This window comes from Pseudomonas sp. SG-MS2 (genome assembly GCF_009933855.1).
GTDB classification, from domain to species: domain Bacteria; phylum Pseudomonadota; class Gammaproteobacteria; order Pseudomonadales; family Pseudomonadaceae; genus Aquipseudomonas; species Aquipseudomonas putida_E.
In genome coordinates this window covers 1-24,319 of the sequence record NZ_MOMO01000240.1, presented here as the reverse complement: position 1 = coordinate 24,319, position 24,319 = coordinate 1, and the positions used below count along the sequence as shown (strand labels likewise).

Annotated in this window: 25 protein-coding genes and 1 pseudogene; 7 read left to right on the top strand and 19 right to left on the bottom strand. The window is 60.7% G+C overall.

Annotation, left to right across the window (positions count from 1 at the left end):
• Window positions 1-5 precede the first annotated feature (5 nt).
• The gene (locus BLX42_RS22075) at window positions 6-509 is read right to left on the bottom strand and encodes a CinA family protein (RefSeq protein WP_161872630.1); all 504 of its coding nucleotides are present in this window, start codon (window positions 507-509) and stop codon (window positions 6-8) included.
• A 190-nt stretch (window positions 510-699) separates the two neighbouring features.
• Between BLX42_RS22075 and BLX42_RS22070 the strand changes: the two genes are divergently transcribed.
• Window positions 700-933, top strand: a complete 234-nt coding sequence (locus BLX42_RS22070; RefSeq protein WP_046786310.1) for a PLDc N-terminal domain-containing protein — start codon at window positions 700-702, stop codon at window positions 931-933.
• A gap of 375 nt (window positions 934-1,308) precedes the next feature.
• Here the strand turns inward: BLX42_RS22070 and BLX42_RS22065 are convergent, their stop codons facing one another.
• The 8 genes from BLX42_RS22065 to BLX42_RS22030 all read right to left on the bottom strand — a co-directional run bounded on the left by BLX42_RS22065 (window position 1,309) and on the right by BLX42_RS22030 (window position 8,897).
• Complete coding sequence (locus BLX42_RS22065; RefSeq protein WP_161872629.1) at window positions 1,309-1,605, bottom strand: winged helix-turn-helix domain-containing protein; 297 nt, start codon at window positions 1,603-1,605, stop codon at window positions 1,309-1,311.
• 39 nt (window positions 1,606-1,644) lie between these two features.
• Window positions 1,645-2,277 carry a glutaredoxin 2 gene (grxB, locus tag BLX42_RS22060; RefSeq protein WP_161872628.1) on the bottom strand — a complete coding sequence of 211 codons (633 nt, stop codon included), beginning with the start codon at window positions 2,275-2,277 and terminating at the stop codon, window positions 1,645-1,647.
• Window positions 2,278-2,319: 42 nt separating this feature from the next.
• On the bottom strand, window positions 2,320-3,072 hold the full coding sequence (locus BLX42_RS22055) for an SDR family NAD(P)-dependent oxidoreductase (RefSeq protein ID WP_161872627.1): 753 nt from the start codon (window positions 3,070-3,072) through the stop codon (window positions 2,320-2,322).
• 59 nt (window positions 3,073-3,131) lie between these two features.
• Window positions 3,132-5,162, bottom strand: a complete 2,031-nt coding sequence (locus BLX42_RS22050; RefSeq protein WP_161872626.1) for a pyrroloquinoline quinone-dependent dehydrogenase — start codon at window positions 5,160-5,162, stop codon at window positions 3,132-3,134.
• Window positions 5,163-5,173: 11 nt separating this feature from the next.
• Window positions 5,174-5,578, bottom strand: coding sequence for a glucose dehydrogenase (locus BLX42_RS22045; RefSeq protein ID WP_052750433.1), 405 nt, complete (start codon window positions 5,576-5,578; stop codon window positions 5,174-5,176).
• A 31-nt stretch (window positions 5,579-5,609) separates the two neighbouring features.
• Entirely contained in the window at window positions 5,610-6,911 is a 1,302-nt protein-coding gene (locus BLX42_RS22040) for an MFS transporter (protein WP_161872625.1), read from the bottom strand.
• Window positions 6,912-7,041: 130 nt separating this feature from the next.
• Window positions 7,042-8,043: a transketolase family protein gene (locus BLX42_RS22035; RefSeq protein WP_161872624.1), complete on the bottom strand. Its 1,002-nt coding sequence runs from the start codon at window positions 8,041-8,043 to the stop codon at window positions 7,042-7,044.
• Window positions 8,040-8,897, bottom strand: a complete 858-nt coding sequence (locus BLX42_RS22030; protein ID WP_161872623.1) for a transketolase — start codon at window positions 8,895-8,897, stop codon at window positions 8,040-8,042. Before BLX42_RS22030 ends, BLX42_RS22035 begins: the two co-directional genes overlap by 4 nt.
• A gap of 138 nt (window positions 8,898-9,035) precedes the next feature.
• Here BLX42_RS22030 and BLX42_RS22025 point away from each other — a divergent pair, with 138 nt between their 5' ends.
• Window positions 9,036-9,932 (top strand): LysR substrate-binding domain-containing protein, encoded by an 897-nt coding sequence (locus BLX42_RS22025; protein ID WP_256672056.1) that lies wholly within the window; start codon window positions 9,036-9,038, stop codon window positions 9,930-9,932.
• A gap of 107 nt (window positions 9,933-10,039) precedes the next feature.
• Here BLX42_RS22025 and BLX42_RS22020 read toward each other — a convergent pair.
• Window positions 10,040-10,123: pseudogene (locus BLX42_RS22020) on the bottom strand (transposase domain-containing protein); the annotation flags it as partial.
• 261 nt (window positions 10,124-10,384) lie between these two features.
• Between BLX42_RS22020 and BLX42_RS22015 the strand changes: the two are divergent.
• From BLX42_RS22015 to BLX42_RS22000, 4 genes are all read left to right on the top strand, one after another.
• Window positions 10,385-11,560, top strand: coding sequence for an MFS transporter (locus BLX42_RS22015; protein WP_161872622.1), 1,176 nt, complete (start codon window positions 10,385-10,387; stop codon window positions 11,558-11,560).
• Window positions 11,561-11,587: 27 nt separating this feature from the next.
• Entirely contained in the window at window positions 11,588-12,211 is a 624-nt protein-coding gene (locus tag BLX42_RS22010) for an alpha/beta hydrolase (protein ID WP_161872621.1), read from the top strand.
• A gap of 159 nt (window positions 12,212-12,370) precedes the next feature.
• Entirely contained in the window at window positions 12,371-13,726 is a 1,356-nt protein-coding gene (locus BLX42_RS22005; RefSeq protein WP_161872620.1) for an MFS family transporter, read from the top strand.
• A 12-nt stretch (window positions 13,727-13,738) separates the two neighbouring features.
• On the top strand, window positions 13,739-14,782 hold the full coding sequence (locus BLX42_RS22000) for a hydroxyacid dehydrogenase (RefSeq protein ID WP_161872619.1): 1,044 nt from the start codon (window positions 13,739-13,741) through the stop codon (window positions 14,780-14,782).
• 118 nt (window positions 14,783-14,900) lie between these two features.
• On the opposite strand, the gene BLX42_RS21995 is transcribed toward BLX42_RS22000, so the two are convergent.
• The 9 genes from BLX42_RS21995 to BLX42_RS21955 all read right to left on the bottom strand — a co-directional run bounded on the left by BLX42_RS21995 (window position 14,901) and on the right by BLX42_RS21955 (window position 22,664).
• Window positions 14,901-15,479 carry a TetR/AcrR family transcriptional regulator gene (locus BLX42_RS21995; protein WP_161872618.1) on the bottom strand — a complete coding sequence of 193 codons (579 nt, stop codon included), beginning with the start codon at window positions 15,477-15,479 and terminating at the stop codon, window positions 14,901-14,903.
• A 184-nt stretch (window positions 15,480-15,663) separates the two neighbouring features.
• Window positions 15,664-16,479: a CoA ester lyase gene (locus BLX42_RS21990; RefSeq protein ID WP_161872617.1), complete on the bottom strand. Its 816-nt coding sequence runs from the start codon at window positions 16,477-16,479 to the stop codon at window positions 15,664-15,666.
• Window positions 16,476-17,318 (bottom strand): MaoC family dehydratase N-terminal domain-containing protein, encoded by an 843-nt coding sequence (locus BLX42_RS21985; protein WP_161872616.1) that lies wholly within the window; start codon window positions 17,316-17,318, stop codon window positions 16,476-16,478. Before BLX42_RS21985 ends, BLX42_RS21990 begins: the two co-directional genes overlap by 4 nt.
• A 13-nt stretch (window positions 17,319-17,331) precedes the next feature.
• Window positions 17,332-18,261 (bottom strand): electron transfer flavoprotein subunit alpha/FixB family protein, encoded by a 930-nt coding sequence (locus tag BLX42_RS21980; protein ID WP_161872615.1) that lies wholly within the window; start codon window positions 18,259-18,261, stop codon window positions 17,332-17,334.
• A complete protein-coding gene (locus BLX42_RS21975; protein WP_161872614.1) occupies window positions 18,261-19,010 on the bottom strand; it encodes an electron transfer flavoprotein subunit beta/FixA family protein in 750 nt (249 codons plus the stop codon). Before BLX42_RS21975 ends, BLX42_RS21980 begins: the two co-directional genes overlap by 1 nt.
• A gap of 53 nt (window positions 19,011-19,063) precedes the next feature.
• Window positions 19,064-20,260, bottom strand: a complete 1,197-nt coding sequence (locus BLX42_RS21970) for a CaiB/BaiF CoA-transferase family protein (RefSeq protein ID WP_161872613.1) — start codon at window positions 20,258-20,260, stop codon at window positions 19,064-19,066.
• A 55-nt stretch (window positions 20,261-20,315) separates the two neighbouring features.
• Window positions 20,316-21,479: an acyl-CoA dehydrogenase family protein gene (locus tag BLX42_RS21965; protein WP_064614587.1), complete on the bottom strand. Its 1,164-nt coding sequence runs from the start codon at window positions 21,477-21,479 to the stop codon at window positions 20,316-20,318.
• A 70-nt stretch (window positions 21,480-21,549) separates the two neighbouring features.
• Window positions 21,550-22,146 carry a thiamine pyrophosphate-dependent enzyme gene (locus BLX42_RS21960; protein ID WP_161872612.1) on the bottom strand — a complete coding sequence of 199 codons (597 nt, stop codon included), beginning with the start codon at window positions 22,144-22,146 and terminating at the stop codon, window positions 21,550-21,552.
• Window positions 22,134-22,664, bottom strand: coding sequence for a thiamine pyrophosphate-binding protein (locus BLX42_RS21955; protein WP_047602690.1), 531 nt, complete (start codon window positions 22,662-22,664; stop codon window positions 22,134-22,136). The genes BLX42_RS21960 and BLX42_RS21955 overlap by 13 nt, the downstream gene beginning before the upstream one ends.
• Window positions 22,665-23,152: 488 nt before the next feature.
• Here BLX42_RS21955 and BLX42_RS21950 point away from each other — a divergent pair.
• Window positions 23,153-24,319 (top strand): dicarboxylate/amino acid:cation symporter (locus BLX42_RS21950; protein ID WP_161872611.1); only part of this gene is annotated, 1,167 nt, incomplete at its 3' end.

Genomic DNA, 24,319 nt, shown 5'->3' with positions numbered 1-24,319 from the left:
TGCCCTCACGCGCGCTCACCGCGAAGCCAGCGCTGGTGATAATGCGCCAGACGCGTCAACCCGTAGAGCGCCCCCTCACGCATGACATCGGCGCGCTCACCAAAAAACCGTTGGCTGCGGGTGAACACCGCCAATGGCTCACCCGCAAATGCCCAGGCGAAACAAAGGGTGCCAGGCGCGATACCGTCATGAGGTTCCGGCCCGCTGATGCCGGTGGTGGCGATAGCAACGGTCGCGTCGCTGTGCCCGAGCGCGGCCAAGGCCATTTCCCGAGCGACCGCTTCGCTGGTCAATCCGTAGCGCTCGATGGTTTTCGGGCTCACGCCGAGCAGGCGCTGCTTGGCACTGGGTGAGTAGACTACATAGCCGCTTTCCAGCACCTCTCCGGTCCCCGGTAACGTGGCCAGCAGGGCGATCATCGTGCCAGCCGTACAGGATTCGGCGGTAGTCAGCAGCAATTTGTGCGACTTGAGGTATTCAAGCGTTTCGGACAGGGGAGCGGTAGCCATTGCGCAGCTCTCGTTGCTGTTTTTCGGTGGACGTGCTGGATGCGATGTTGGTTCATTGCCGATGGCCTCCGCTTATCCCGACCGCTCAACATCGTCTGAACTTTGCCACGCGCGATGACTTCTTTTGAGTAAGGGCCGTGATGTACGCGAAGACGGTGCGGCCTGTTCCCCAAGCAGAGGAGAGGCGATCATGACCGAGCCTGTGACATATTTCTGGATTGCGGTGGCGGCGATCATCCTGCTGGTTGATCTATGGGCGATCGTCAGCGTGTTTCGTAGCGACAAGCCCGATGTGACGAAGGCAATGTGGGCGTTGCTGCTGCTGGCGCTGCCAATTATCGGCCTGGCTATCTGGGGTGTCCTTGGGCCCCGGGGCATCAAGCGCGGTACGGGGCCATCGTCACCTGAACACAGCAAGGGATAGCACCAAGCATTCCAAACTCATCCAGGTACTTGGATTTTTCACGTAACGAACTGCACTCGCATTTCACTACCCGCTGGGTAAAAACTGCCGAGCGCTTAGAGCTACTCAAGACGGCCTTCGTAAGATGCAGGCAGTTCAGTGGAAGAATGGCTTGAGCGAGTGGTAATTTGCGCACAAAAGAAAGCCCGCGGCTAGGCGGGCAAGGTCTATCACACGTAGGGGTAGCTTCAGGCTCGCTCAAGCCCCGTGAAAATTAAGTGAAAGAAAAGTCCCCGCAATGTGATGCCCGATAAACAACGGTTCGGTTCGCAGGGCAGCTGATGGGTGAGGCGATCAAATCACTGAAAACCTCATCCGGCACGCCAAACACCACTGTCACGCCGGTCTTCTTACAGTCACCTGCAGGCAAAGGCCTTTGCCCCGAAGGGTTTTGATCTCGACCGGCGCGTCCAATGTCTTCAGCAGCTTTCTCAGATAACAAATCTGCACGTCGATGATCTTGGTACCAGGATCGAACTGGTACCCCCAGATTTCTCTGTAAATCGTCGGTCTGCTCACGACATGCCCTTGGTTGCGCAAAAGCAATGTCAAAATCCGGCTGGGCGTAGCTTTGACGGGGAAGTGAAGCTGATTGAAGCTCACCACACGGCGGCTGACGTCCACCGTCAGCATCTTAGCTGGCGCCGTAAAGATTGGCAGACCATCGGCAAATCACGCTTCTTGTCCGAACAGCAGGGGAACATTACATGACGCACTCAGCCGCTGCATGTAACCGAGCACCTGTGCCGGAAATGCTATCTGTTGGACGATGGACAGCGATCGCAACACAGGCCAGAGGGTAATGTCGTTGATTCCGAGTTTCGCTCTATCTGCTACCAATGGCGCCAGGGCATCAAGCAGGGGTTGCATTTCAGCGGCCAGTTTCGGCGTTTGCTCCCGTAGCACCTCCAAGTCACCGAAGGCTTGCTCTTCCCGCCGGCGGTATGCCTCTCTCGCGGCTGGCGTGGCGATCTCCGCAAACTGCCCGTTTACGAACCGCGGAATAAAAAGTTTGAGCGCTGTCGGCCAAGCTTCCTTGACCCATGCGTCGAGTGCGCGATCTTGTGGTGCGACCAGGGCGGTTGGGCCGATGCCGTCCAGATACCGAACAATGTCCAGGCTCTCGCCGATGTGACTGCCATCCTCCTTCTGCAGGATCGGCACGGCTTTCTTGCCGATCAGGCGGGTAGGTGTCTCAGCATCACCCTCCATGATGACTTCAAGCCTTACCGGAAGACGCTTGAACCCAACGATCATGCGGGCGCGCGTACAGAAGGGGCAGTGTTCGTAGATATAAAGTTTCATCACGTCGATCCTCGCTCCTAGAGCCAATACCGAGGCGGGCACTCAGAACTGCACTGAGCGCGTCAGGCCGCCATCGACCAGAAGGTTGGTACCGGTTGTGAAACTTGCCGCGGGACTGGCCAGGAACACCACCGCTTTAGCGACCTCTTCCGGAGTAGCCATACGCCCCATCGGGTTTTCGGCCAGGCATTTGGCGAAGGTATCGGGTTGTTCTCGTTCGATATCTCCCCACACGCCTTGCGGGAAATACACATTGCCTGGAGAAACGGAGTTAACGCGGATGCCCTCATGGGCATGGCGCACCGAGAGGGTCTTGCCGTAGTGAAGCAAGGCTGCCTTCAGAACGCCATAGGGTTCTGCGAACATATCGACCTCGCGGCCCGAGACGCTCGAGATGAGCACGACCGCTGCCGCTTGTGATTGACGAAGAGCGGGCAGGGCGGCTTTGACCATCGTTGCACTGCCCAACAGGTCGGTGTCGAAGGCTCGCCGCCAGGTCTCCAGGTCATCACCCCCAGCCAAAGCACTGACGTTGGGCACGACGATATCCAGCCCGCCCATATGCTGCGCTGCTTCATTGACCCAGGCCCGAACATGCTCGGGCTGGGTAACATCCACCGCAGTGCCCCAAGCGCGCTCGCCAAACTCGAGCTGCGCGCTCTGAACGCCTGTTTGCCCCCGAGCACAGAATGCCACTTGGGCGCCTTCCTCGAGAAACAACTGCACGATAGCTCGGCCAATGCCTCGGGAGGCGCCGCTGACCAGCACCCGCTTACCCTGCAAGCCTATATCCATGTTCAATCTCCTTTAACGATTTTGGCGAAGCGGGGCCTGAACAGGCCCCGCCTTGGCGATTACTTGCGCAGCTTGTATGCGATGATTTCGTCGCTGGTTCCGGTTTCCATGAAGGCATGCCCGGAAGCAGAGACAAGGGCATACTGCTCACCGTCGACTTCATAGGAAATCGGGTTTGCCTGGGCACCCACCGTCAGCACGTCCTCCCACAGCACCTCACCGGTCGTAGTATCAATGGCACGGAACAGGTTATCGGTTGCCGCCCCGACGAACGTCAATCCACCCGCAGTCACCACAGTTCCCCCGTTGTTCGGCAAGCCGATGTTCAGCGGCAAATGCGATGGGATGCCGAATGGCCCGTTGCGGCGCGCGGTACCCAGCGGCTCGTCCCAAACGGTCTTGCCTGTGTCGAGGCTGATTGCGCGGATTCCACCATAGGGCGGTGCCGAGCATGGGACGCCGGTACCCCAGTTGCGCCAACCCGCATTCACGCTGATCGCGTATGGGGCGTTGACTTGCGGGTAGGTCGAGGCACCGCCTTCGCCTTTGCCTGACTTGCTGCCTGCTTTGTTCAAGGTGGTTTCATCGGGCTTCGGCGCGTAGATGGGTTTGAGCCCCATCTTGTCGGCCTGCTCGCGCGGTATCAGCTGGTTCAGGTTAGGAATGTCGTTGTAGTTGGCAATCAGCAATCGGCGTACCGGGTCAATGGCTACCGACCCCCAATCCGACCCCCCGTTGTAGCCGGGGTACTGAATCCAGGGACGATCCACTGACGGTGGGGTCAGGTAGCCCTCGTAGTTGGCCTGACGGAACTGGATACGGCACATCAGTTGGTCAAGCGGCGAGAAGCCCCACATGTCCGCTTCTGTTTTCGGTGCCTTGCGCAGGGTGTGCCATTCGGAGGTAGGCTGGGTATCAGCCAAAAACGCCGGCTCCACCGATCCCCCTTTAGGCGCCTTGACCTCACCGATCGGAATCAGCGGCTCGCCGGTGGCACGATCCAGGATGTAGATGTCACCTTGCTTGGTCGGCAGCAACACTGCGGGTACCGGCTTACCGTCTTTGCCCGGGTAATCAAGCATCGTCGGCTGGCTGCCCAGATCGTAATCCCACACATCGTGCCGGATGGTCTGGAAGTGCCAGACGTCCTTGCCGGTCTTCACGTCCACGGCCACCAGCGAGGTCGAATATTTGTTTTCGGCCTCACTGCGGTTGGAGCCGTAATAATCGATCGAGGAGTTGCTGATCGGCAGATAGACATAACCGAGCTGCTCATCGCCCACCGCCGCCGTCCACATGTTCGGCGTGCCGCGGGTGTAAGTGCTGCCTTCGGCAGGGCCATGGACATTGTCCGGGTTACCCAGGTCCCACGCCCAAGCCATTTTGCCGGTGACCGCATCGTAGCCACGAATCACGCCCGATGGAGCATCCTCATCCTGACCATCACGGATCTGCGCGCCGGTGACTACGACACCGTTCACGATGGTCGGCGGCGCGGTCACCGCGTACCAGCCAGGAACCTTTTTGCCCAAACCTTCCCAGAGATCGACAGTGCCGTTCTGGCCAAAGTCCTTGCAGGGCTCACCGGTGCCGAGGTCGACTGCTACCAGCCGGGCATCCAGGGTGGCCTCAACCACTCGGCTGCGGCACTGAGCCGTTTCGGGTAGCTGCGGTGCGGTATACACCGCCACCCCCCGGCAGGCTGCCGCGTGAGGAATGGCCTGATCCGGTACGCCCGGATCGTGACGCCAATTCTCTTTGCCAGTTGCCGCATTGATCGAAATCAGGATGTTTTTGGCAGAGCACATCAGCAGATCGTTGCCGACCTTAACTGGCGTGGTCTCCGGAGAATAACGACTCCCAGGGTTCGGTAGATCCCGGGTGTGGTACACGAACGCACGCTCCAGGCGACCGACGTTCTCTGGAGTGATCTGCTTGAGGGGGCTGAAGCGCTGGGCGTTATGATCGCCCCCGTAGAATGGCCAGTCGCTACCTACCTGGGGAATTTCCTGAGCCTTCGCGAACTGCATCTGGAGCGCGCAAGAAATCGCGAGGGCGAGGGCGCCCCCGTATTTGACGGATGTGAACATTACTAACCTCGTTACGCAGCAGTGCGGGTAGTGCGGCGTAGCGCCGGAGATACGATCAGGATCAAAAACAGGATGACGGTCATGGCCACCAGGCGTGGCACCAGGCCCCACCAGTTGAGGCCGACTTCCCAAAGCGCCCAGATCACCGTCAATACCCAGATGAGAGCAAAGAGGTAAAGGGCGCTGCGGCGTTGACGCCATATAAGGATGGCGCTCAGTACACAACCTGCACCTGTCAGGCCGTAATACCAGCTGCCACCTAGCGCGATCAGCCAGACCCCACCCCCGAACAGAGCCAGGCCAAATACTCCAAGGGTCAACGCCAGCAGAGCAATTGCCAGGCGCCATTTACTGCCGGTACGTAAGTCAGGCTGCGCCTGGAGCTTGCTGGGGGACACGCTACTACGTTGATTCATAACGCTACTGCTTCCTTCATTTACAAGTAATTCAAGCCATGGCCTGTCGACCAGGCGTGGCTATCCCGATCGGGCGACGGGTACAGAACATCGACAGGACGGCGCCAACAACCAACAGCGCGCCTACCACTACGAAAGCCAGGGCAAAGCTCCCCGAACCCGCCACCACGTAGCCGGTCACGATCGGAGCCAGCAGGCCAAAAAGATTGCCGACGGCAGTGATGAAGCCCGCGGCGGTGCCAACATCGTCTTCCGAGCGCACCAGATCGTTCACCAGTGAGAGGTTCAACGAGATCGCCGATGCGCACGTCGCCAATGACAGCGTGATCACAAAAAGAATTGCCCAGGTGCTGTCGATCGCCGGTACCAGGAAGATCACCGAGGATGCAAGCAACACGCTGGCCACTACCAGGCGGCGTTGGCCCGTCTCGGCAGCGCCGGGGCGCATGGCCTTGTCACTCAGGCGGCCAATGACGATGGCAAGGATGGCCGCGCCCAGGTATGGGATGGCGGTATAAAGGCCACTCGACATAACCGTCAGGCCTTTCTCGGCCTGCAGGTAGCTCGGCAGCCAGGTGAGAAAAAAGTAGGTCGCGTAGACGGCACAGCCGTGCGAGAGCGCGATTGCCCACATGCTGCTCGAACGGGCTAAGCCCTTGAGGCCCAGCGATACCGATTTTTCCGGACCATCAACCGATGACGTGCCACCCTCGGCGATTTCAGCGCGCTCGACATCGTCCAACCAAGGCGCTTTTGACGGGTGGCTGTACCATTTCAACCAAGCCGCCAACCAGATAAAGCCCAATGCACCGGCAACGACGAAGGCGATGCGCCATCCGAAGGCGCTGATCAACCAGCCAAAACCGATGGCGCCGATGGCAGGGCCGACCAGGCTACCGCTATGGAATACAGCGGTGGCCAAACCACGTTCATTGAGCGGCATCCATTCACGAATGACCCGGGCGCCAGCGGGGTAGGTAGTCGCTTCGCCCATACCCATGATGAGCCGGCAACTGAGTAACGAGATGAAACCCGTCGACAATGCCGTGCAGGCTGTGGCCACCGACCAGACGCCGATGCCGTAGCCATTGACCTTTTTCGGGCCGAACCTGCCTACGAGATACCCCATGGGAATGAGTGCAAGAAAGTACAGCCAGACGAAGGACGAGAACAGATAGCCCATCGCGACCGGCGAGATATCGAATTCTTCCTTGAGAACTTTGGACGCCACCGAGAGCGAAACGCGGTCGACATAGTTGATCAATGTCAAAGTGAAGAGAAACGCGTAGATCCATACGCGTTTTTTCTTAAGAAAATGGTTGTCTTTTTGCATCGCCATCACCTTGTAGTTATTGGGACGATCCAGGGAAGAAAAGAGTGGTTTCCAGCTCGAAGGGCCACTCACTTCACTCGGGCAGCGTCTATCGCGAAGTGAGCGGGGGTCGCACTACACGAGCGTGCCGTCAGGCCAGCCAACGCTGAATGTTTGCAACCATGACGTCTTTGGAGATGCCGTAGCGGTCATGCAGCGTCGGCAACGCCCCGGCATCTAGGAACTGATCTGGCAGCGCCACATGGCGAACTTCCGGTTGCACACGGGCTTGCAGCAAGGTCATGGCGATGGCTTCACCCAGGCCGCCAATCTGCGTGTGGTTTTCCGCAATCACCACCAACCTGCCTTCACGACGGCATTGTTCAATGATGGCCTGGACATCGAGTGGCTTGATTGTCGGCACGTGCAGGACAGCTGTGCCGATCTTGCTCTTGATCAGTTCATCAGCGACTTCCAGGGCACGCATGGTCATAAGGCCCGAGGAAATGATCAGCACATCATTGCCGTCTCGTAGCAAGCGGGCTTTGCCGAGCTCAAATTTGTAGTCGTATTCGTCGAGGATCAGCGGTACGCGCCCGCGGGGGAGGCGCATGTAGACAGGGCCATCGTGCTCGGCTATTGCGGCAACGCACTGTTCAGTTTCCAGCGCATCACATGGGTCAATAACCATCATCTGAGGAATGGCTCGCATCATCGCCAGGTCTTCCGTGGCCTGGTGACTTGGGCCATAACCAGTCGTGAGCCCCGGCAGGGCCGCGCAGATCTTCACGTTCAGATTTTCTTCTGCGATCACCTGGTGGATGAAGTCATAGGCGCGACGGGTGGCAAACACCGCATAAGTGGTGGCGAAGGGTACAAAGCCCTCCTTGGCCATACCGCCCGCAGCAGCCATGAGCAGCTGTTCAGCCATACCCATCTGCAGGAAGCGCTCCGGGTAGCGCTGCGCAAAGATATGCATGTCAGTGTATTTGGCAAGATCTGCTGTCATGCCCACGACGCGTGGATTCTTCTGGCCTACCTTCACCAAAGCATGGCCGAACGGGGCAGGGGTAGTACGCTGCCCTTCAGTGGCGATGGAGGCGATCATGGACGAGGTGGTGAGTTTCGGTTTTGCAGCGCAAGCGTTGGTCATTGTGGGCTCCGGGTCGCGTAGATCTCGTCGAGGTTGGCAAGTGCTTGCTGCCACTCTTCGGGCTCGACCCGGATGAAGTGGTTCTTGTCACGCTGCTCCAGGAAGGGCACGCCCTTACCCATCAGGGTGTCGAAGAGAATCACCCGAGGTTTATCACCGGGTACCGCCCGTGCGATATCGAAGGCAGAGATCACGGCCCGCAAGTCATTACCGTCGACACGTTGCACGTGCCAACCGAACGCCGCCCATTTGTCGATAAGCGGCTCGAACTGGAGGATGTCGTGGGACGGGCCGTCCGCTTGCTGGCGGTTGATGTCCACCAGGTTGATGAGGTTGCCCAGCTTGTGATGCGAGGCCGACATGGCTGCCTCCCATACCGCACCCTCATCCAGTTCGCCATCGGACATCGAGTTGTAGACGAACGCAGGGTTACCCTTCATGCGCAGGCCCAGCGCCTGGCCGACGGCAATGGCCAACCCCTGACCGAGGGAGCCGCCGGAAATTTCCATGCCGGGTGTGTAGGTGGCCATGCCGGACATCGGTAAGCGGCTGTCGTCGGAGCCATAGGTTTCCAGCTCATCTTCCGGCAGAACCCCGGCTTCCAGGAGGGCGGCATACAGCGCGATCGCGTAGTGCCCATGGGAAAGCAGGAAACGGTCACGACCTTCCCATTCAGGTTGATCTGCGCGGATGTTCATGGCGTGGCAGTAGGCAACAGCCAGTACGTCGGCCCAGCCCAGCGCCTGGCCAACATAGCCTTGGCCCTGTACTTCACCCATGCGCAGGGCGAAGCGTCGGATTCGCCAGGCATGGGTCGACATCCGGGCAAAGTGCTCATTGCGACTCTCGGTCATATTATTCTCCATTGGTGACCAGCGATCCGGGGTTACTGACGCAGCGAATTCATCAGTAACCAGCCGAATTGAGTTACCCCGAGATGATCATGTAAAAATACAAGCTCGACAAAAGGTTTAAATTCGCCAGTCAATGAATTGGATTCATCAATGAAGATCTTTAAAAAGGTACCTCTCTCAGCCCTGAGGGTTTTCGAAGCGGCGGGGCGTACCTGCTCTTTCGTGGAGGCAGCGAAAGAACTGGATCTCTCCTCAAGCGCAGTCAGCCATGCAATACGCAAACTGGAAGTTGCAGCAGGGGTATCGCTGTTCACCCGCAGTACGCGTCACACGGCGCTGACGTCTGAGGGCTCCATGCTGCTGGATCATGTTCAACGGGGTTTCGAGGAGATGAGCCGTGGGTTGGCGATTGCGACCAATGAGCCCGCAGTGCCGCTGCGCCTTCACGTTGCGCCGACGTTCGCCAGTCAGTGGTTGGTGCCTCGCCTGGCGGGCTTCCTGCACGGTCATCCCGGCATCGACCTGCGCATATCCGCCAGTACTGACTACGCGCGGTTCGACAACGATGATTTCGACCTGGACATCGTTTACGGCGAGCCCAGGCCTTCGTCACACGAAAAGACCCCGCTGCGGATCGAAGAGCTGACGCCGCTGTGCAGCCCTGAGGTGGCCAGGCATCTTCGTTCACCGCAGGACTTGTATTCGTTGTTCCTGATCCAGAGCGACGGGCAGTCAGTGCAGTGGAAAGGCTGGTTCGCGGCCAACGGCATGCAGCCACCGAACAGCTACGGCTTGGCGTTCGATCGAAGCTCCATGAGTATTTCAGCGGCGGCTGGCGGCCTGGGGGTGGTGCTCGAATCTGACTTGTTAGCTGAGCAGGAGCTGGCCAGCGGTCGGCTGGTCAGCCCGCTTCGGCATGTCAGCAACAGCGTTCGCTACGTTGGCCATTATCTCGTGCATCCTCGGCGGCATCGACAACCGTATGCAGTGACTCAGTTCAAGCAATGGCTGTTCAAGGAGTTGGCTGTGCAGTGAAGAGGAGGCGCAGGCGAAGTCCATGACCCGGGAAAGCGTGCTGAGAGACTATTTGCAGGGCTCGGATAAGGGGCGCGTTGAAGGATGGTCATGTCCCATGAGGCGCATTCAGGCGAGCGGTTCCACGGCAGCAGCGCCTCATAGTCTGCTACCGAATAAGCATGCGGCAGCCGCTCAAGGACGTGGCGCAGCTCTAAGGATAAGTAACCCCTGAGCCTGCCGCTGGCAGGCGCGCTTCGATCTAAGCGCGCCTGCTGTTTTTGCCTCGACTGAATGCATCCTCACGGCGTCGCCCTGCATAGCTGAAATGCCGGGATTCAATAGCAGCCCTTTGCTCATCCCAGTAGACTTGAGAAGGCGCGCGATGTGCTTTGCGCACAACAGCGCCACCCCGAAGCACGTTGGCGACGGTAATCACTGGCGTCGATCTCCTCCGCACATGAAGGCTGTTTGTGAACGCTGCTCTACGTCTCCCCGGACCCATCGGCATCCTTTGCCTGGGTGTACTCCAGATCATGGTCTGGGGTGGGTCATTCTTTCTTTTGGCGGTCATGGGTGAGCCCATCCTGCGAGAGACCGGCTGGGATGGCCATTGGGTCTATGGCGCGCTGTCGCTAGGCTTGATGGTGTCCGCACTGCTGGCGCCGCTGGCGAGCCGCCTGGTGGTTCGCTACGGTGGTCGCCTGCAGATGGCAGCGAGCGGAATCGTGGTGGGGGCGGGGCTGCTGATCGTCGCCAACGCTTACAGCCTGCAAGTGTTCCTGCTGGCCTGGGTCGTGATTGGCGTCGGCATGGCCATTGGTCTCTACGAAGCCCTGTTTGCCACCCTCGGTGCCTTGTATGCCGAGCGGGCGGGCAGGGCTATCACTGGCATCACCTTGATCTCGGGTTTTGCAACCACCATCACCTGGCCCCTGGTGGCGTTCGCAATCGAGCAGCTCGGCTGGCGAGTCACCTGTACCGCTTATGCGCTGATGCTGATCGTCGTAGTCGCGCCGCTGTACCTCTGGGTGCTGCCAGCGGGCCCGCACGGCTCCACGAGCAAGCCTGCGGTGACGGCGACCGACGTTAGCGTCGACCGACGTCTGTATCTGCTGCTCATGTCGATCTTCGCGATTGGGGCGATCATCATGACCGCAGTTTCGGTGCAACTGGTGGCAGTGCTGCAGGGGTTGGGCCACAGCCTGGCTTCTGCGATCGCGCTGAGTGCGCTATTGGGGCCCAGCCAAGTGGCTTCGCGCGTGCTGCAGATTGTCGCCCGCAAGCGACACCCGATCTGGACCGCTCTGGTGTCTTCAGTTCTGGTGGCCGTGGGTATGGCACTGGTGGCCCTGGCGCCTGGCGCAACGGCATTGGGGCTGTTGCTCTACGGCTGCGGCAATGGGTTGCGGGCTATCGTCCGGGGGTTGTTGCCCCTGGCGCTGATGCCGCCCGCGCAGTACGTGGCGTTGATGGGCAAGATGTCGCGGCCTTCGCTCATCGGCCAGGCGCTGACGCCGCTGGTCGGTGGCTACCTGCTTCAGCACTTTGGCTCCATGGGAGTGCTTACAACACTCGCTGCCTTGGCCGCCGTTAATGTCGTGCTAGTGCTGCTGGTCATGCGGTCACTGCCGGGCCGGCCCGCGTGAGCGCCAACCATCGAGGAGACAGTTGCAATGTCACAATTGGACCGTGAAGAGCTGCTAATGGATGGCCCGGTGGGCAAGCTCCACCTGCTGCTCGATCATCCATCAACCTCACCGAAGGGGGTGGCTATCGTCAGCCATCCGCAACCACTGTTGGGCGGCAGCCCCCGGCACATCGTGCCAGTGACCCTTGCCAGACAGTTGTGTACCAGCGGCTGGCTGGTGGTGCGGCCAAGTTTTCGTGGGGTGGGTTTGAGCGAGGGCAGGCATGATGGCGGCATCGGCGAGACTGAGGACAGTCAGGCGGTTCTCAAGCACATGGCTGGAATCATGCCAGGGCTGCCCATCGCCTTGATCGGTTTCTCCTTCGGCGCCCATGTGTTCGCCAGGCTGGCCTGCGCATCGGAGGGAGAGTTCGACGCCTTGGCCCTGCTGGGCCTGCCGGTCGGCGATGTACCGGGGGGCCGCCATTACCCGGCGCCAGACCTGCCTGACGATTGCCTGCTGGTGCACGGGGAGTGTGACCAGATGGCGCCCTTGGTCAGCCTGATGGATTGGGCCGCTGGCGAACACCGCCGCGTATCGGTGTACGCCGGCGCCGACCACTTTTTCAAAGGCTGCCTGAGCCGGGTCGCAGAAGAAGTCTGCCGCTAACTGCAGGACAAACGGCCCGAAAGCCCGGTGTAGCCGGCCATGCCTGCCAGGCATAGCTGTTAGACCTGAGGCACATCTTCCCCCAAAACGACGCTATGCAAAGCTGTACCCGAGTTGGCAAAAAAATAACAACAAGGGTAAGCGATCATGAATGCAGACATGAGCACGGCACGTCCGTTGACGCGCAAAGAGCGTACAACCGCAATTGTGGGTGTATGTTCCGGCAACCTGGTGGAGTGGTACGACTTCTTCATCTACGCCTACACCTCGATCTACTTCGCATCACTGTTCTTCCCCGCTGGCGATCAGACCAGCCAACTGCTGGCCACGGCAGGTATCTTTGCTGTCGGCTTCTTCATGCGCCCGCTTGGTGGCTGGATTTTCGGCTACATCGCCGATACCCGTGGGCGCAAGATCTCGATGATCATCTCGGTATTCATGATGTGCGGCGGCTCGTTGATGATCGCGGTCATGCCCACTTATGCCACGGTGGGTGTCGCAGCGCCGGTTCTGCTGGTGATCGCACGGCTGATGCAAGGGTTGTCGGTTGGCGCCGAGTACGGCACTGGCGCCACTTACATCAGCGAGGTATCCCGCGCCGGGCGGCGATCGTTCTACGGCTCGTTCCAGTACATGACGATAATTGCCGGGCAACTGCTGGCGCTGCTGACGGTCGCGGTGCTGCAGTTGGTGCTGTCGGAGCAGGACCTAAAGGCCTGGGGCTGGCGGGTACCGTTCCTGATCGGCGCGCTGGCTTCGATCGTGGTGGTCATCCTGCGCCGCACCATGCGCGAGACAGCCACTGAAGAAGGCATGAAGAGCAAAGAATCCGGCTCGCTCCGGGGGCTGATGCAACACCGGCGCGCGGTGCTGCTCACCTTCACCATCACCATCGGCTGCTCGCTGTACTTCTATACTTTTACCGCGTACATGCAGAAGTTCCTGGTAGTGAGTGTCGGTATCCCTGCCCCCACGGTGAGCATCATCATGGCTTGTGCATTGGTGATCTTCATGCTGGCGCAGCCGGTGTTCGGCATGCTCGCTGACAAAATCGGCGTGCGCCGCAACATGATCTTGTTCGGCGTATTGTCCACCTTCCTGGTTATCCCGTTGCTGTCCGCGATCAAGACAGTCCAGGACCCGCTCGCAGCCTTTGGGCTGGTGCTCGCCGGGTTGTTGATTGCAGCCTTCTATACACCGGTCACCGGTGTGCTCAAGGCCGACTTCTATCCTCCGACCGTGCGCGCACTGGGTGTGGGCCTGCCTTACGCAGTGGGGGCCGCGATGTTCGGCGGTTCGGCCGAGTATGTGGCGCTGTCCTTCCGCTCTGTGGGAATGGAGCAGTACTTCTACCTGTACGTGGCCGCCATCGGCGCCATCACCCTAGTGTCGGCCCTGCTGATGCCAGACCTTGGCAAACACGGTTATCTCGATGGCGACGGCAAGGTCGAAGAGAACATCGGCGTACGCAAGTTCATGGGGCGTAAATCCCTGCCTACCCACCCCACCCATTGAGGCAACGCGAGCATGAGTACTGAAAGGAAGAAGATCGTGCGCTTCGACGTCTGGTATCACCCGGTGATGGCTCAGATCCTCGAAGCTTCACCCGATGTCGTGCTGCAAACCGTCGCCCGTGACCAGCCGCCTGCCGTCATCCTGCAGGCGCTGCGCAACTGCCAGGTGTACCAGGTGCCTTCGGCGCGGGACGAGCTCCCGCAGCAGTGGTGTGTCACCGAGGCGCTGCTCCGCCAGTTGCCTGACCTGCTGTGTGTCTCGACCAATGGCGCAGGCTTCGACACAGTGGATGTCGAGGCCTGCACCCAGGCGGGTGTTCTGGTCGTCAACCAATCGGGCGCCAACGCCCAATCGGTGGCAGAGGCCACGGTGGGGTTGATGCTCGATTGCGCGCGGCGTATCAGCGAATCGGACCGGCGCCTACGCCGGGATCGTGGTTTTTCTCGCGAAGACCTGATGGGTAGCGAGTTGTGCGGCAAAAGCTTGGGTCTGATCGGTATCGGTGAGATTGGTACACGTGTCGCACGCATAGCCCAGGCCCTGGGCATGCAGGTGCTCGCCCATGATCCCCTACTGAGCGCGGAACAGATCGGCCAACGGGGCGCTTCCAGTTGCGGGTTGCAGAGCCTGTTGCAGCACAGTGATGTAGTCTCGCTGCATTGCCCGCGTCTGGCTTCGACCTTAAACCTCATGAACGCGTCGGCTTTCGCGGCAATGCGCAAAGGGGCTGTATTCATCAATACCGCACGTGGCGGCTTGCATGACGAGGTCGCACTGTATGACGCGTTGGCCTGCGGCCATCTTGGCGCTGCGGGAATCGACGTTTGGGACCAGGAGCCGCCTGCGTTGGATCATCCTCTGCTTGGCCTTGAAAACGTGGTCGGCCTTTACCACACCGCAGGCGTCACGCGCGAGGCCCGGGAGCGCATGGGAGCGTGGGCGGCCGAGCAGATTCTGCAGTTGCTGCGCGGAGAGCCGGGGCCACGCATGGTCAATCCGCAGGCGTTTGAAGTGTTCCGGCAACGGCTCCAGGCCAATAACCATCGCGATACCTGATGCCGCTTGCAGTTTGCTCTGGCGGGCGCTGATCCGCCAGAGAAGTCTTAGGACATTGCGATTTAGGTAGGCAGCGCCGCCGGCAAGTTCCTGGCGGGCGCGTATTCTAGGCAGTTTGTCAGGCGGGGCATTGCTCGGGCTGCAGCAAGGCGTTGCACATCCGCAAGATGTGCTGCTCGATCCATCTTTCATCGAAGGCCGCATTGCCAACCCGCAGACTGTTGGCGCTCTCGATGATAGCCAAGATCGCAGCGGCAGCTCGAGCTGAGTCCCTCACGCGGTACCGACCGATAGCGCCCCCTTGCTCGATAATCTGGCGGAGTGGCTCGGCCAGTTGCCCCATTGCCCGCTCCAGCCAAAGCCGGTGGCGGTCGTCCAGGTGCCTGAGTTCGTGACGAAGGACCATCTCCTCCTGGGGAAGGGCGACTTGCCGTGCCAGCGCAAAACGCACATAAGCATGCAGATCTTGAGGTTGGGCGCTGTTGTCCCAGGCCTGCTTGCGGCGTTCGATGATGTCGAGCACCACATTGAGCAGCAGATCCTGTTTGCAATCGACATGATGGTAAAGGCTGCCGGGAAGAATCCCGACGCGCAGGGCCAGTTTTCTCATGGTCATGGCGGTATAGCCCATCTCGACCATCAGTTCGGTTGCAGCCTGGGTCAGGGAGGAGGGGCAGGGACGGGCGGCTTCAAGCATAGGCCGGCAGCCTCGAAAGTGCGCGCAGCATCCGGCACAGCAGGCGTTTGCAGTGGCGCCGGGGCCGGGGTGTGCTAGTGAGCAGACACATGGGGCACCTCTCTGGATAGGTGCCCCCGGTACCGCTCAACGCTGCGCGTCAGAACAGAGGTGGTGTGCGGTGCCGGGAGCGATAACAGGAGCTTCAGCCGGCTTGGAGCAGCATGGCCTGGGCGCGAAGGATCACGGGAGCGTCGACCATCTGGCCATCAAGGGTGAACACGCCGGCGCCAGTTCCAGCTTGTTCAACCACCCGCTGCGCCCAGTCCAGCTCGGCAGCCGAGGGCTTGAGCGCGGCGTGAATCACGTTGACCTGGCCAGGATGGATGCACAGCGCGCCGGCAAAGCCCATGTCACGAGCGAAACGCACTTGGCGCTGCAGGCCGTCGGTGTCCTGAATGGCTGGGAACACGCCGTCCAGCGGTGCAGCAAGCCCGGCGACGCGGCTGTGCAGCAGCACCGCATAGCGGGCATGGTCCAGTACCTGTTCGGCGGCGGCGCTGCCGGTGTTCAGCCCAAGGTCCAGGCCCAGGTCTAGGCTGCCGAACGACAGCCGGTCGACGCCAGTCGCAGCCGCCAGGAGGGGTAACGCGGCGAGGCCCTTGGCACTTTCAATAATCGGCCACACCGACTTGCCGGTGGCATGGGCGCGTTCGATCTGGCCGACGGTTTCCGCTTTCGGCAGCAGGATGCCAACGACCCCGGTGTGGCGCTGGCACAGCGCCAGGTCGGCCTCATGGGCCCAGTGGCCGGGCGCGTTGACGCGCACAAGCACTCGGGCCTGGGATTGATCGCAGAGAAACTGCTCGAGGTTGTCGCGCGCCTGTTCCTTCAGCGCCTCTTCAACGGCATCCTCAAGGTCTACGATGACTCGATCGGCACCACTGACCAAGGCCTTGGGTATGCGCTCTGGGCGGGTGGCCGGCACGAACAGCGCGCTGCGTACGATCTGTGCGCTCATGGGCGTACCCCCTGGACGAATTCGATTTCGCCAACCTGCGCCTGACCGGCCTGATTACCCGCCCAGACCTGCGCCTTACCGTCACCGGTCAACCGCCCGCCGACTTGGAACGCATCCGGGCAGATCAGCGGGCGCACACCGCGATAGCTGAAGCGGCGGACGTTCAGTTGTGGGTTCGCGCGCACGAAGGCACGCAGGTTCAGGGTGGCAATCAGTGGGCCGTGGACCACTAGCCCCGGGTACCCCTCGGTTTCGGTGACGTATGGCCAGTCGTAATGGATGCGATGTCCGTTGAACGTCACCGCCGAGTAGCGGAACAGCAGCGTCGGATCTGGTTGCAAGCTTTCGCTCCAATCGCCGTGGGGCATCGGCTCGGTGCCGCCAAGCTTGGGGGGTGAGGGCTCGCGGTAGACGATGTCCTGCTCTTCGACCAGTGCCCGCTGCCCGTCCTGCACATATTCATGCTGCACGGTGACGAACATCAGAGAGCCGGTGCGCCCGTGCTTCTCCTCGACATTGAGGATGGTCGAGCGGCGGGACACCTGAGCATCGATCCGCAGCGGGCGGATGAACTCCAGGCGCCCCCCGGCCCACATGCGGTTGCGGTTGTCTGCCGGGGGCAGAAAACCGCCCCGCGCCGGATGGCCGTCGCCACCCAGGCCGGCCGCTTCGACAGGCTGCTGGAAAAACGCCCAGTGCCAGAGTGCAGGCAGGGCATCACCAGGGGCGGGAGCAGGCTCGCTCAACGTGGCAGCGATACGCTTGACTAGGTTGTGGCTGATGCAGTCATGGACAGTCTCGCTACGGCCAATCCATGTTTGGGCTGCAGGTGTGCTCATTTTTTATTGTCCTTTACAGCGTCGAAGTCAGTTCCGGTACGATCTCGAAAAGGTCGCCGACCAAACCGTAATCGGCTACCTGGAAGATAGGTGCTTCTTCATCCTTGTTGATCGCGACAATGACCTTGGAGTCCTTCATGCCGGCCAGGTGCTGAATAGCGCCGGAGATACCCACGGCGATGTACAACTGCGGCGCGACGATCTTGCCAGTCTGACCGACCTGCATGTCGTTGGGCACGAAGCCTGCGTCTACCGCCGCGCGGGAAGCCCCAACCGCAGCGCCGAGCTTATCGGCCAAGCTATACAGGTGGCTGAAGTTGTCACCGTTGCCCATGGCACGCCCGCCCGACACCACGATCTTGGCGGCGGTCAGTTCGGGTCGGTCGGACTTGGCCAGTTCTTCGCCGACAAATGCCGACAGATCTGCATCTGCAGCGCCAGCCAGGGCCTCGATTGGCGCACGGCCGCCTTGTGCCGGTACCGCCTCAAAACCGGTGGAGCGCACTGTGATGACCTTGACCGCAGCGCTGGATTGGACGGTGGCAATAGCGTTGCCGGCGTAGATCGGACGCTTGAAGGTGTCAGCGGATTCGACCGAAATGATCTCTGAGATCTGGTCGACATCCAGTAGCGCAGCAACCCGCGGCAAGAGGTTCTTGCCGTTGCTGGTGGCCGGGGCCAGCACGTGACTGAAATCGCGGCCCAGGTTGGCCACCAAGGGCGCCACGTTTTCCGGAAGCTGATGGGCGTAGACGCCATCGTCAGCCAGCAGCACTTTGGTCACCCCAGCGCACTGCGCGGCAGCGAACGCCACATCGGCCGCGTCCAGTCCGGCTACGAGCACCACGATGTCAGCGCCGATCTGGCGAGCGGCGGTCAGGGTGTGCAGGGTAGGACCGGCGAGGGTGCGGTTGTCGTGTTCAGCAACTACCAGAATGCTCATCAGATCACCTTCGCTTCGTTCTTCAGCTTTTCGACCAGTTCGGCCACCGATTTGACCTTGATGCCCGCGCTGCGTGCAGCCGGGGCTTCAACCTTCAGGATCTTGTTGGTGGAGGCGAGGGAAACGCCCAGCGCGTCAGCCGTGATGGTCTCCAGCGGTTTCTTCTTGGCCTTCATGATATTCGGCAGCGACGCGTAGCGTGGCTCGTTCAGGCGTAGGTCAGTGGTGATGATGGCCGGCAGGTTCAGCGCAACGGTCTGCAGGCCACCGTCGATTTCACGGGTGACGTTCAGCTTGTCGCCAGCCACGATGACCTTGGAGGCGAAGGTGCCCTGGGCGAAGCCGGTCAGCGCGGCCAGCATCTGGCCGGTCTGGTTGTTGTCACTGTCGATGGCCTGCTTGCCGAGGATCACCAGCTGCGGCTGCTCCTTGTCGACAAGGGCTTTCAGTGCCTTGGCTACGGCCAGGGAATTGAGCTCGTCAGCGGCTTCGACCAGGATGGCGCGGTCGGCACCCAGGGCCAGGGCGGTACGCAACTGCTCCTGGGCAGTGGTCGGGCCGACGGAGACGACAACGATCTCGGTCGCGACGCCCTTTTCCTTCAGGCGTACGGCTTCTTCCACGGCGATTTCGCAGAAGGGGTTCATGGACATCTTGACGTTTGCAAGGTCGACGCCGGAGTTGTCCGCCTTGACGCGAACCTTGACGTTGTAGTCGACCACTCGTTTGATTGCGACGAGCACTTTCATAGGCAGGAATACTCTGTGTTTAAGCGATGGCAACGGGCGGGAAAAAAGAGGGGTCAGATGACCCCATAAGCGCGCAGTTGCTGAATACGTTCAGGGGGCAGTCCGAGCCCGGTAAGGATGCTTTCGCTGTGCTGGCCCAGCGCGGGGACCGGGTCCATGCGCGGTGCATAGGCGTTGCTGGTGGCGGGCGGCAACAGGCTGGGTACTGAACCGGCGGCGGTGTCGATCCGCCGCCAGCGGTCGCGGGCTTGGAGTTGCGGGTGGGCCCAGACACCCTGCATGTCATTGACCTTGGCATTGGCAATGCTTGCCCCATCGAGGCGCCCGATTACCGTGTCGAAGTCCAGCGCAGCAAAGGCCTCGATGATCAGTCCGCGCAGAGCATCGCGATTGGTCACGCGCTTGAAGTTGGCGCTGAAGCGGTCATCACTGGCCAGTTCTGGTTGCTGCAGCACCTGTTCACAGAAAAGCTGCCACTCCCGCTCGTTCTGCAGGCCAAGCATGACGGTGCTCCCGTCACCCACCGGGAACGGGCCGTACGGATAGATGGTGGCGTGCGCCGCGCCGGCACGTGGCGGTGGTGCGGCACCTTCGTAGGCGTAGTAGAGCGGGTAGTTCATCCACTCCACCAAGGCCTCAAGCATGGACACTTCCACCTGGCTGCCGATGCCGGTCTTTTCCCGCAGCAGGACCGCCGAAAGGATACCGGTATAGGCATACATGCCAGCGGCGATATCAGCAATCGAGTTGCCGGCTTTGGCCATCCCGTCTTCCCCCGGCCCACCGGTGACCGACAGGAAACCGCCTTCGCTCTGGATCAGCAGGTCGTAGGCTTTTTTCTGTTCATAAGGGCCGCCCGCGCCGTAGCCGGAAATATCGCATACGATCAGCCGCGGGAATCGTGCGTGCAGCGCCTCGAAGCTCAATCCCAGGCGTGCGGCCGCGCCCGGTGCCAGGTTCTGTACCAACACATCGGCCTGCTCTAACAGTTGGTCGAGAATATCGCCGGCGATTTCCTGCTTGAGGTCCAGGGCAAGGCTTTCTTTGGAGCGGTTGGTCCACACGAAATGCGAGGCCAGACCGTTGACCCGCTGGTCGTAGCCCCTGGCGAAGTCGCCACTGCCAGGGCGCTCCACCTTTATGACCCGGGCGCCGAGATCTGCCAGCTGGCGGGTGCAGAAGGGCGCCGCTATCGCATGTTCGAGGCTGATGACGGTAATGCCATCAAGGGGGCGGATGGGCTGGCTCATGGTGGTTATCTCTCTTGTTATTGCAGGCCCCCGTGGGTAACGCGGGCGGTCCGGATCAGAACGAACGTGGCAGCTCCAGGAGGTGTTCGGCCACGTAGGACAGGATCAGGTTGGTCGAGATCGGCGCGACCTGGTACAGGCGGGTTTCGCGGAACTTGCGCTCGACGTCGTATTCGTTGGCAAAGCCGAAGCCGCCGTGGGTCTGCAGGCAGGCGTTGGCCGCCTCCCAGCTGGCCTTGGCGGCCAGGTACTTGGCCATGTTGGCGGCCGCACCGGCGTTGCGCCCGCTGTCGTATTCGGCACAGGCGCGCCAGCGCATCAGGTCGGCGGCTTCAATCTCGATGTGGGCTTCAGCGATGGGGAACTGCACGCCCTGGTTCTTGCCGATCGGCCGGCCGAACACCTCACGGTCACGGGCGTACTGGCTAGCTTTCTCGACGAACCAACGACCATCGCCGATGCATTCGGCGGCAATCAGGGTCCGCTCTGCGTTGAGGCCGTCGAGGATGTAGCGGAAGCCCTTGCCTTCTTCACCAATCAGGCTACTGGCCGGGATTTCCAGGTTGTCGAAAAACAGCTCGTTGGTTTCGTGGTTCACCAAGTTGGCGATCGGCTGTACGGTCAGGCCGTTGCCGATGGCCTCGCGCAGGTCGACCAGGAAAATCGACATGCCATCGACCTTCTTCGTGACCTCGGCGAGCGGGGTGGTGCGTGCCAGCAGGATCATCAGGTCGGAGTGCTGCACACGCGAGATCCACACCTTCTGGCCATTGACCACGTACTTGTCGCCTTGGCGAACCGCGGTGGTCTTGATTTTGGTGGTGTCGGTGCCGGTGGACGGCTCGGTCACGGCCATCGATTGCAGGCGTAGCTCGCCGCTGGCCAGTTTGGGCAGGTAATAGCGCTTCTGCTCGTCGCTGCCGTTACGCAGCAAAGTGAACATGTTGTACATCTGGCCGTGGATGGTGCCGGAGTTGCCGCCGCAGGCATTGACCTCTTCAAGAATTACCGAAGCCTCGGCCAGGCCCAGGCCGGAACCGCCGAACTCCTCGGGAATCATCGCCGATAGCCAACCCTCGTCGGTCATGGCCTTGACGAAGGCTTCAGGGAAGCCCTTTTCCTCATCGATCTTGCGCCAGTACTCAGCGGGGAAGTCGCCACACAGGGCACGGACACCCTCACGAATAGCGTTCAGTTCTTCGTTGTTGTTGTCGTTCATCATCATTCTCCAAGGTGGGCCGGGCCGGCAGCGTCATCGTGGTTCGGCCGCCGGCCGGCCCTTTACACGGTCAGATGGGCTGGAAGCCCAGGGCAGCGCGGAAGCGGTTCTTGATGTAATGGCCATCGCGCGGCGGCAATACGCGGGGCGGGTTTTCGGCCTTGATTTTCACCGTTGCCAGCTTGACGCCATCACGGGTGGCGAAACGCTCGCGCAAGGCATGCACGCCGTCCATTTCACGGATTTCCTGAGTCCAGGAAAAACCGCAGGTGTCGGCGATCCGGTCCAACTGAATGCCGAGCCCGGCGTGGCTGACCTGCATGCCGGTTTCACCGAAGTGGCCGTTATCCAGCACCACGATGGTCAGGTTCTTCGGCTGCTGCAGAGCAACCGTGGCCAAGGCGCCAAAGCCCATCAGCAGTTCGCCGTCACCGGTGACCACCACCACACTTTTGTCCGGTTGCGCATTGGCCAGGCCCAGGCCCACGGTGATGGCGCTGCCCATGGCGGCCCAGAGGTAGTAGTTGTTGTCGTGATCGCCTGCGGCCATCACATCATAGGAGGCAGAACCAAGGCCGGTGACCACGAGCACATCGTTGCGATCGGCAAGCAGGGTACGGACGACTTCACGGCGGCAGAGCACGTGATTGGCGCTTACTTGACCCATTTCTTTTCTCCAATCAGACGCTGGCCAAGCAGCAGGGCAGTGGCGGCATCGCCATTGAAGGCCATGGTGGCGGCACCATGGAGAAGGGGCGCCACATCCTCAGGCTTGTCAGCGCGCCAAGTCATCACCTTCATCAGGTTTAAAGAGGCTTCGGTGGCTTGGCCCATGGGGTTCTGCCAGGCATTGAACTCCGCCCAGTCGCCGCGCATGGTCACCACCATCAAGAGTGGAAAACCGGCGCAGTTCTGCAGGGCAAGGGTGTTGATGCAGTTACCGACGCCGCTTGACTGCATCAGCAGAGCGCCGCGCTCTCCACCCAGCCAGGCGCCGGCCAGGTAACCGATGCCTTCTTCTTCGGTTGTGAGCACAACGGCCTTGATATCAGGGTCGGCGTAGGACATGCGGATGGCTGCCGAGTGACCGGCATCCGGGACGAACACGACGTGTTTGACGTCGTGGGCCTTAAGGACACGGAACACGTCCTCTTGCCAGTTCTGTTCAGCTTCTTGCGATGACATGGGTATCTCCCGGCAGTGCTGCTTTTGTTTTTCCACATGATGGGGGGAGTTGCGGTGCACGACGACTACCGTTTTTTTCTTTGAGATATGCCGGGTCGGCATAGGTTGGCCCGTGGGATGGCGGGTCAGCGTTCGGCGCGACCAGCTGCCGCATAAAGTCAGGCATGGCTCGCGCAGGAGAGGTTGCCTCTATAGAAAGCGGGCATAGCTGATAGACACGTGCAGCGCTTATGGGCGGCAGGCGAAGACGTTAGGTTGTTTACTCGGTTGCGGCAGTGCCGCTGTCGAATCAAAACAACAATAAGATTGAGGGTTGTCCATGATGCTTCGTTACCTGCGCACACTCGCCGGGTGGCTCACTGCTGAGCCGCCATTGGCCGATACGCCATCCTCGCCCTGCCGGTTCCGGCACCTTGCACTGTCCTATTTCGTTCCGTAATGCACTGCTCAGGGGGTGACGGATCCTATTGCTTGAATACAGGTGCTCAATGAAACTCAAACTACCGTTAGCGGGCTGGATACTGCTGGCCATGTTTCTCGGTGTGGTAATCGGCTACGTCATTTTTCTCACCAGCCCGGACAAAGCCGCAGCCGCCCATACCGCCGGGTACATCTCGGTGATCTCGGACGTGTTCCTGAGGCTAATCAAGATGCTGATCGGGCCTCTGGTGTTTTCCACCCTGGTAGTGGGCATCGCCCACATGGGCGATGCCGGTGCGGTAGGCCGGGTGTTCGGCAAGGCCATGATGTGGTTCTTGACGGCCTCATTGCTGTCGCTGGCGGTCGGTCTGATGATGGCCAATATCCTGCAGCCGGGGCTGCATCTGGCGCTGCCCTTGCCGGACGTCAGTGAAACCACTTCGCTGCAGACATCGGCCTTTACCCTCAAGGCCTTTGTCACCCATCTGGTACCCAGGTCGTTCGCCGAAGCCTTGGCCAACAACGAGATCCTGCAGATCGTGGTGTTCTCACTGTTCTTTGGGGTCGCCCTGGCGGCGCTGGGAGAAAAAGCCAAGGGTCTGATACGCTTGGCCGATGAGCAGGCCCAGGCCATGCTGCTCATCACCGGCTACGTCATGAAGCTCGCGCCCTTGGCTGTCATGGCGGCGATGACTGCCACTGTGGCAGTCAATGGCTTGTCGATCCTGGCCACGTTCGCCGTGTTCATGCGCGACTTCTATCTGGGCTTGGTCTTACTGTGGGTGTTGCTGGTGCTGGCCGGGGCGATGTTCCTGGGCCGGAGGGTGTTCGCCTTGCTGGCCCTCATCAAGGAGGCGTTTCTGTTGGCGTTCGCCACGGCCAGCTCCGAATCGGCCTACCCGAAACTCCTCGCGGCGCTGGACCGCTTTGGGGTCAGCCGCAAGATTTCTAGTTTTGTGATGCCCATGGGTTACTCCTTCAACCTCGACGGCTCGATGATGTACTGCACCTTTGCCGTGCTGTTCATTGCCCAGGCGTACGGTATTGAGATGACCCTCGGCACGCAAATCCTCATGCTGCTGACCTTGATGCTGACCTCCAAGGGTCTCGCAGGGGTGCCTCGGGCATCGTTGGTGGTGATTGCCGCGACGCTTGTTCAATTCGATATTCCCGAAGCGGGGCTGCTGCTGATTCTGGGCATCGACACCTTCCTCGACATGGGACGCTCGGCGACC

Bases quoted from the DNA above. Each gene is read 5' to 3' on its own strand.
- BLX42_RS22075 (WP_161872630.1), bottom strand. From the start codon at position 509: ATGGCTACCGCTCCCCTGTCCGAAACGCTTGAATACCTCAAGTCGCAC.
- BLX42_RS22070 (WP_046786310.1), top strand. From the start codon at position 700: ATGACCGAGCCTGTGACATATTTCTGGATTGCGGTGGCGGCGATCATC.
- BLX42_RS22065 (WP_161872629.1), bottom strand. From the start codon at position 1,605: ATGCTGACGGTGGACGTCAGCCGCCGTGTGGTGAGCTTCAATCAGCTT.
- grxB (WP_161872628.1), bottom strand. From the start codon at position 2,277: ATGAAACTTTATATCTACGAACACTGCCCCTTCTGTACGCGCGCCCGC.
- BLX42_RS22055 (WP_161872627.1), bottom strand. From the start codon at position 3,072: ATGGATATAGGCTTGCAGGGTAAGCGGGTGCTGGTCAGCGGCGCCTCC.
- BLX42_RS22050 (WP_161872626.1), bottom strand. From the start codon at position 5,162: ATGTTCACATCCGTCAAATACGGGGGCGCCCTCGCCCTCGCGATTTCT.
- BLX42_RS22045 (WP_052750433.1), bottom strand. From the start codon at position 5,578: ATGAATCAACGTAGTAGCGTGTCCCCCAGCAAGCTCCAGGCGCAGCCT.
- BLX42_RS22040 (WP_161872625.1), bottom strand. From the start codon at position 6,911: ATGCAAAAAGACAACCATTTTCTTAAGAAAAAACGCGTATGGATCTAC.
- BLX42_RS22035 (WP_161872624.1), bottom strand. From the start codon at position 8,043: ATGACCAACGCTTGCGCTGCAAAACCGAAACTCACCACCTCGTCCATG.
- BLX42_RS22030 (WP_161872623.1), bottom strand. From the start codon at position 8,897: ATGACCGAGAGTCGCAATGAGCACTTTGCCCGGATGTCGACCCATGCC.
- BLX42_RS22010 (WP_161872621.1), top strand. From the start codon at position 11,588: ATGTCACAATTGGACCGTGAAGAGCTGCTAATGGATGGCCCGGTGGGC.
- BLX42_RS22005 (WP_161872620.1), top strand. From the start codon at position 12,371: ATGAGCACGGCACGTCCGTTGACGCGCAAAGAGCGTACAACCGCAATT.
- BLX42_RS22000 (WP_161872619.1), top strand. From the start codon at position 13,739: ATGAGTACTGAAAGGAAGAAGATCGTGCGCTTCGACGTCTGGTATCAC.
- BLX42_RS21995 (WP_161872618.1), bottom strand. From the start codon at position 15,479: ATGCTTGAAGCCGCCCGTCCCTGCCCCTCCTCCCTGACCCAGGCTGCA.
- BLX42_RS21990 (WP_161872617.1), bottom strand. From the start codon at position 16,479: ATGAGCGCACAGATCGTACGCAGCGCGCTGTTCGTGCCGGCCACCCGC.
- BLX42_RS21985 (WP_161872616.1), bottom strand. From the start codon at position 17,318: ATGAGCACACCTGCAGCCCAAACATGGATTGGCCGTAGCGAGACTGTC.
- BLX42_RS21980 (WP_161872615.1), bottom strand. From the start codon at position 18,261: ATGAGCATTCTGGTAGTTGCTGAACACGACAACCGCACCCTCGCCGGT.
- BLX42_RS21975 (WP_161872614.1), bottom strand. From the start codon at position 19,010: ATGAAAGTGCTCGTCGCAATCAAACGAGTGGTCGACTACAACGTCAAG.
- BLX42_RS21970 (WP_161872613.1), bottom strand. From the start codon at position 20,260: ATGAGCCAGCCCATCCGCCCCCTTGATGGCATTACCGTCATCAGCCTC.
- BLX42_RS21965 (WP_064614587.1), bottom strand. From the start codon at position 21,479: ATGAACGACAACAACAACGAAGAACTGAACGCTATTCGTGAGGGTGTC.
- BLX42_RS21960 (WP_161872612.1), bottom strand. From the start codon at position 22,146: ATGGGTCAAGTAAGCGCCAATCACGTGCTCTGCCGCCGTGAAGTCGTC.
- BLX42_RS21955 (WP_047602690.1), bottom strand. From the start codon at position 22,664: ATGTCATCGCAAGAAGCTGAACAGAACTGGCAAGAGGACGTGTTCCGT.